The 5,812-nt window shown below is 68.5% G+C and carries 7 protein-coding genes; 4 read left to right on the top strand and 3 right to left on the bottom strand.

The annotated features are described in order from the left end of the window. Nucleotides 1–23 precede the first annotated feature (23 nt). Nucleotides 24–224, bottom strand: coding sequence for a hypothetical protein (locus ACFYX0_RS46300; protein ID WP_388981484.1), 201 nt, complete (start codon nucleotides 222–224; stop codon nucleotides 24–26). 169 nt (nucleotides 225–393) lie between these two features. Between ACFYX0_RS46300 and ACFYX0_RS46295 the strand changes: the two genes are divergently transcribed. Genes ACFYX0_RS46295 through ACFYX0_RS46285 form a run of 3 tightly spaced genes read left to right on the top strand, consistent with a single transcriptional unit; the run spans nucleotide 394 to nucleotide 2,154 of the window. After that, nucleotides 394–1,149 carry a DUF6879 family protein gene (locus tag ACFYX0_RS46295; protein WP_388981486.1) on the top strand — a complete coding sequence of 252 codons (756 nt, stop codon included), beginning with the start codon at nucleotides 394–396 and terminating at the stop codon, nucleotides 1,147–1,149. An 11-nt stretch (nucleotides 1,150–1,160) separates the two neighbouring features. After that, the gene (locus tag ACFYX0_RS46290; protein WP_388981481.1) at nucleotides 1,161–2,015 is read left to right on the top strand and encodes a helix-turn-helix domain-containing protein; all 855 of its coding nucleotides are present in this window, start codon (nucleotides 1,161–1,163) and stop codon (nucleotides 2,013–2,015) included. 4 nt (nucleotides 2,016–2,019) lie between these two features. Next, complete coding sequence (locus ACFYX0_RS46285) at nucleotides 2,020–2,154, top strand: hypothetical protein (RefSeq protein ID WP_388981480.1); 135 nt, start codon at nucleotides 2,020–2,022, stop codon at nucleotides 2,152–2,154. 440 nt (nucleotides 2,155–2,594) lie between these two features. Here ACFYX0_RS46285 and ACFYX0_RS46280 read toward each other — a convergent pair whose 3' ends face one another. Further along, nucleotides 2,595–3,800, bottom strand: coding sequence for an ISL3 family transposase (locus ACFYX0_RS46280; protein ID WP_388981476.1), 1,206 nt, complete (start codon nucleotides 3,798–3,800; stop codon nucleotides 2,595–2,597). Nucleotides 3,801–4,022: 222 nt separating this feature from the next. On the opposite strand from ACFYX0_RS46280, the gene ACFYX0_RS46275 reads away from it, so the two are divergent. Beyond that, nucleotides 4,023–4,538, top strand: a complete 516-nt coding sequence (locus ACFYX0_RS46275; protein WP_388981473.1) for a radical SAM protein — start codon at nucleotides 4,023–4,025, stop codon at nucleotides 4,536–4,538. On the opposite strand, the gene tnpC is transcribed toward ACFYX0_RS46275, so the two are convergent. Beyond that, nucleotides 4,442–5,632: an IS66 family transposase gene (gene tnpC / locus ACFYX0_RS46270; protein WP_388981470.1), complete on the bottom strand. Its 1,191-nt coding sequence runs from the start codon at nucleotides 5,630–5,632 to the stop codon at nucleotides 4,442–4,444. The genes ACFYX0_RS46275 and tnpC overlap by 97 nt on opposite strands. Nucleotides 5,633–5,812 lie beyond the last annotated feature (180 nt).

The following is a 5,812-nucleotide window of genomic DNA, read 5'->3' as shown; positions in this document are numbered from 1 at the left end:
CGGGATCTCCTGCATAGTGCTGCTCATGCCGCCGCCTCCCGTCCTTGGAGCGCGGCGGCGAGGCGCATGGCCACGTCGGCGCGGACGCGGCCGAGGTCGACCAGGCGCAGGCTCGGCGCGGACGGGTCCACAGCGAGCGACGGCAGCACGATCCCTGTCTCGTCGAGAGCTGCCCGCAGGGACTCCATGGCTGTGAAGGGATCTACGTCTTCGCTTGTGACCATGTCAGGACGGTAGGCATCGGGGCAGCGCGTAGCCATGGCAGTTGCGCGAAGTTGCTTGACGCTATCGGCAGGTTGCGCAATGTTGCCGATACAGTCCATGGGCACAGCAGACGGGGGACATCTCCCTCGGAGAGGCTGGGCTGGTCAGTGACCCCGGCGAAAGGAACTGATCATGCGTCGATTGCGCTTCAACGGCACAGGCAGCGGGGTCAACGGCTGCCCGTCCGTGCACGAGGACCTGGACAGCGGAGAGGTGATCGTCCACGGCCCACCCCTCACGGACCCCGACGACATTGCCCAGCTGCGGCATCTGAACGAGGGCGAAGTCCCGATCGTCGTACCGCGCGAGGTGCTCATCGACTTCGCCCCCAAGGACGTCGACCGCGCGCCGAACATCGTCAGCCTGGACGAGTTCGACAGGCTTTTCACCCAGCTTGAGCACACGGCCTGGCGCCTGGAAACGCGGCGCCGGTACGCCTCCGACGAATCCACTGAGACCTACGCCCAGTTCACCCACGGTGAGCCAGTGAACTGGGACGGAGTGGACGCCGAATGGTGCGCCGAGCGCCAGCAGCAGGTCGCGCTGGGCAAGAGGTTCGAGCGGGTCCGGATCGTCGACCACCCGCCCACGCCCGGGCAGCTGTACCTGCTCGACAACGCCCGCCGCAACAGCAGCGTGGGCGAGCGGATCCTCACACTGACGCGAGCCCACGCCGACCAGCTGGCGCTGCCGGCCGAGGACTTCTGGCTCTTCGACTCCCGCCTGGTCGCCCGCCTCAACTTCGATGACGCCGACAACCTGCTCGACGTCGAGCTGATCACGGAACCTGCTGCCGTGGTCAGGTACGCCATGGCCCGTGACGCGGCGATGCATCATGCCATCCCGTATGTGGAGTTCGCGGCGCAGCTGTCCGCGAAGGAGTAAGGCAGGGGCCGGTGAGCACGGATTACCAGCAGGCACGAGAAGCACTTGGGGGACGGCTTCGCGAACTTCGTCTTTCAGCCCCTGGTGGTCCGCTCACCGGCACGCAGCTTGCCGTGCAGTTCGGGTGGAACAAGTCCAAGGTCAGTCGGCTGGAGAACGGCAGGCAGACTCCCACCCCCAATGACCTGCACTGTTGGGCGGCGGCGACGGGCCAGGCAGAGGCCTATGACGAGCTGCTCGCCAGGCTCAGAGGCTTCGAATCCCACATCCGATCGTGGCGCCGTCAGCTGGCTTCCGGGCACAAGGCAGTGCAGGACGCCCACCTGACCGCGCACACGGACGCTTCTCTGTTCCGCGGCTGGGAATCGTCCATGATCTTCGGGATTCTTCAGACGCCCGACTACGCCCGATCGATCTTCACGAGGTACGCGGAACTCCAGCGGTCCCCACGTGACACCGAGGAAGCAGTCCGGTCCCGGATGAGGCGGCAAGAAGCGCTATACGACTCCACGAAGCGTTTTCACCTCATCCTCTGGGAAGCCGCACTGCACGCTCTGGTCTGCCCGCCGGCGACTCTCGCCGCTCAACTGGACCGCCTGGCTGGCACAATCGGCCTCGACACGGTGGAGCTCGGCATCATCCCGCTGTCCGCATCCCTCAAGATCCCCCCGTCGACGGCCTTCTGGCTCTATGACGACCGCCAGGTGATTGTGGAGAACTGGCACGCGGAGCTGTGGATTGACGACACCGCCAGCGTCGAGACCTATTTGCGTACCTGGCGGACCCTCCGCGAGTCCGCGGTGTACGGGGCGGATGCTCACAACGTGATCAACCGAGCCCGGCGATCCATCACAGGCTCACGCTGAGGGCATGACGAAAATGCCCCCAGACGGCCGTCACGCCGTGCTGCTCCGCCATATGCCCCAGCGCCCGGGCCTGATCGTCGCGGTCGCCGACCTCGACGGACAACACGGTGTGCCACCGGGCGGTGGCCATCGGCGCTGAGGCAGTCCTTCGGGCAGGACAAGACCTCAGCTGGCTGCACCTGCGGCTGCACGCCGCAACCGACTGCCGGTACGCCCGTTGGGAGGCGCTCCTGACCGGCGGCCCCGCGGACCCTCCCCCGCCTGCCAGCAGTTGATGCGCGGCGGCACCGGCTGTGATCGCCGCGCCGCGCACTCCTGCCATCCGAAGGAGTCACCGCACACCGAGCACATCCCCAGCGGCCACCAGGCACCCGGGCAACCCGCCCCCCTGGTGGGACGAGCAAAGGTCTTCCGGCTGGGCGAACACCGGCACCATCGCAGCCGCCGACGGCTCTCCCCTTCACATCGGCCGCTGACTCTCTCCCCCTCTTCCCCTTCACCCGCCCACCCGGCGCCGCGCCGGTTCGCCTGCCGGTGCCGCGCCCTGCCCAAAAGGGGCTCTTCTGCCGTATGTGTGGGTCAAGCTGAGGCGTGTTGGCGGCCTGGCAGTGTCGGGCGGTCGCCTCCGAGGGTGAGCATGACGAGGGCGATGACGGCGTCGGCGGTGCGGAAGCCGAAGCCTCGGCGGATGATCAGCCTTGTCTTGGTGTTGGTCGACTCGATCAGCCCGTTGGACAGGCGCTCGATGATGGCGTTGCCGATCGCCTCGCGGTGACGGCGTATGCGGCGGCCGAGGTCGACGAAGGTGTTGATGCGGCAGCGCTGGGCCCATAACAGCCACCGGCCCAGGGCGTCGACTGCCGCCCGCGGGTCCTGCTCGCGGGCTATGGCAAAGACCGTGCGCAGGCCCTCCTTGAGCAGGTAGGCACGGTGCAGGCGTGGGTCGGTGGCCACGATCCAGTCTTTCAACGCCCGGGCGGTGGCGGCGTCCTGGGCCTGGCGGCGGGCCCGGTTCCACGCCGCGCGCCGCTCATCGTCCAGCGCCTCGGTGCCCCAGGCGACAGCGCGGAACGGATCCATGGCGCGCACCGCCTGCCAGGCGCGGGCGGCGACGGTGTCGGCGATCCACTGCGCGCCGTCGGCGCAGATGTGCGTCAGCTTCGCGCTGCGCCGCGGACCGAGTTCGTCGAAGAAGGCCTCAAGGACTACGCGGCCGTGGCCGTCGGCCATCCACACCACCTGCCGGGTGTGATGGTCGACCACCACGGTCATGTATCGCTGCCCCTTGCGATAGGAGATCTCGTCGATGCCGATCCGGCGCAGGCCCGCCAGCCGGTCCACCCCGGCGTCCCGGTCGGCGACAAACCGCTCAACGATCGCTCCCACCGTGCGCCAGGAGACGCGCATCAACTGCGCGACGGCAGACTTGGAGCACTCGGCGGCCATCCAGGCAGCCTGCTGGTCGAAGACCCGCGTGTGGCCGGCCCCGTGCCTGGCCCAGGGCACCGCGGCGGCCACCACCCCGTGCGCGCGGCACCGCATCCGGGGCAGCTCGGCCTCCAGGAACACCTTCATCGTGCCCGCGTCCAGGCACCGCCAGCGACGCCGCCCGCGCCCCTGGTCGTAGCCGCGCCCGGGGCGGCGGCAGATCCCGCACCGGTTCCGCTCCCGCACCACCGGCCGCACCCGGACGACCAGCACACCCGTGTCCTGGTCGATCTCGACCTGCTCGACCACGGCCCGTTCGACCGTCAGCAGCTCTTTCCATATCCTGTTCGCAGACACGCCGTCTTCCCGCATGTGGATCTTGACCTCAGAGACCTTGAACCATATGCGTAAGACGGCGTGTTTCACGTATCAGGGCTGGTCAGGCACCCACACATACGGCAGAAGAGCCATAAAGATGGCCTTCTTCTGCCCGAAGAGAACTATGAGGAGCTGCGTGCCCACAACCCCGCCCAGCCCGCACCCGCGTGGCTGGCCCACGCTGTCCGCGACCACTGGGGCATGGACGTAGCCGGGCAGCCGGCAGGCGACTTCCTACTCGTCCGGCAGCCGTCCCCCTGGGGCTACTCGAAAGCGAGCTGGGAGGTCAACCTCGGCTGCAACTACAACTGCAAACACTGCTACCTCGGGCTCAAGGTGAGCAGCGGTATGCCGTTGGCGGACAAGCTGCACTGCCTGGATCTCATGGCCGAGGCCGGAGTGCTGTGGCTCCAGATCACCGGCGGCGAGCCGACCATCGACAAGGACTTCATGCGCGCCTACCGGCATGCCTTCGAGCTCGGCATGATGCTCACGCTCTCCACCAACGGCTCACTGCTGTGGCGTGAGAACCTGCTCCGCCTCCTCCAGGAGTGCCCGCCGTATCGCGTCACGGTCTCCATGTACGGCGCGACAAAGGCCAGCTATGACTGGTTTGGTGGTCAGGCTGGGGTGGGGATCCAGGCGCCTCGGCCGTCGAAGAGTTGGGTGATGGTGTCGAGCAGGTTGCGGCCCTGCTTGGCGGCGGTGGATAGGTAGCCGCGCACGGCGAAGAAGCGCTCGGCTCCGGGTGCCGTGCGCCAGCCGCCGGAGATCTTCTGCTGGATCTTGGCCATCCGGATGGCCTGCTCGCTGGTGTTGTTGTCGAAGGGCACCCGCCAGTCGAAGGCGAACCGGAGCACCTGGTGGCTTTCGGTGTCGAGGCGGTCGAGCAGGTTCGCGGCCTTGTCCCGTTTGCGGCGTGGTTCGCCGGGGGCGCGGGGCGGGTGCAGGGTCCGTCCGGCGGCGATGATCTCCTCGTAGCGGGCGGTGAGGCGTTCGAGGGCGTCGACGGTGAAGCCGGTGGCGTGAGGGTGCGCGGTCTGGATGTTCTTGATCTCGTCCCAGGTGTCCACCAGCAGCGCGGTCAGCTCTTGGGCCCAGTCCTCGGGGTGGTCGGCAGGCGCGTTGTCCACGACGGAGGCCAGTTCGCGCAGGTGGTGGGCATTGCATAGGGCGTGGACCGCGTCGGTGTACGTCTTGTAGGGCTTCCAGCCGTCATGGACCGCGATGCCGGTGAAGTGCGGCAGGACGCCCATGGCTTCGAACGCCTTCACGCCGCGCTTCGTGTGGACCTGGTAGAGCGTCAGCGAGCGGGTGCAGGCGGTGTGTACCCAGCAGGTGCGCCCCGCGATCCGGGTGCCGGTCTCGTCGAAGCCGACCACCTCGCACTCGATGAGTTGCTGCCGCACGGCCTCGGTGTGCGGGGCGACCGCCTCGGCGGCCTGCCCGGCCCATGCGAGCAGGGTCGCGGTGGCCACGTCCGCGTCCAGGCAGTCGGCCAGCAGTTCGGCGCACCGCTCGTAGGGCAGGTGCTGGCGAGTGAGCAGGTAGACCGCCAGGCTCTTCAGCCGCGGCCCGTACTGGGCCGGGGCGGCGGGGGCGTCGGAAGGGGTGGTGGCAGCGGTGACCTGCCCGCAGGCGCAGCGGCGGTGTTCGATGCGGTGCTCGGTCACCCGCAGGCGGATCTCGGGCAGGTCGAAGACCTGCCGCCGCTCGATGGAGATCACCTCGGCCCTGGTCAGGTCACCCGCGCAGCCCAGGCAGGCGGTCGGGGAATGGACCTCGATCGCGTCGGGCTCGTCGATCTGCATCAGCGCGCCCCCGGCGCCGCCGCGGGGCTTGCCCGGGCCTCGGCCCGAGGGCTTACGCAGCGACGTCGGCCTCGCCAGCCCGTCGCTGGACGGGGCGAGTGGCCGGAGGGAATCTCACCCTCCGGCTCTCTCAGAACCGGGCGTGAACCTCTCGATTCACCCGGCTCCCACCATCCAGCC

The sequence above is a fragment of the Streptomyces sp. NPDC002573 genome (genome assembly GCF_042889625.1).
In the GTDB taxonomy this organism is placed as follows: Bacteria; Actinomycetota; Actinomycetes; order Streptomycetales; family Streptomycetaceae; genus Streptomyces; species Streptomyces gibsoniae.
Note: the sequence above shows the minus strand (reverse complement) of the source record. Positions and strands in the feature narration are given on the sequence as shown.

Excerpts from the sequence above, each read along its gene's own strand:
- ACFYX0_RS46300 (WP_388981484.1), bottom strand. The coding sequence starts at position 224 with ATGGTCACAAGCGAAGACGTAGATCCCTTCACAGCCATGGAGTCCCTG.
- ACFYX0_RS46285 (WP_388981480.1), top strand. The coding sequence starts at position 2,020 with ATGACGAAAATGCCCCCAGACGGCCGTCACGCCGTGCTGCTCCGCCAT.
- ACFYX0_RS46275 (WP_388981473.1), top strand. The coding sequence starts at position 4,023 with ATGGACGTAGCCGGGCAGCCGGCAGGCGACTTCCTACTCGTCCGGCAG.
- tnpC (WP_388981470.1), bottom strand. The coding sequence starts at position 5,632 with ATGCAGATCGACGAGCCCGACGCGATCGAGGTCCATTCCCCGACCGCC.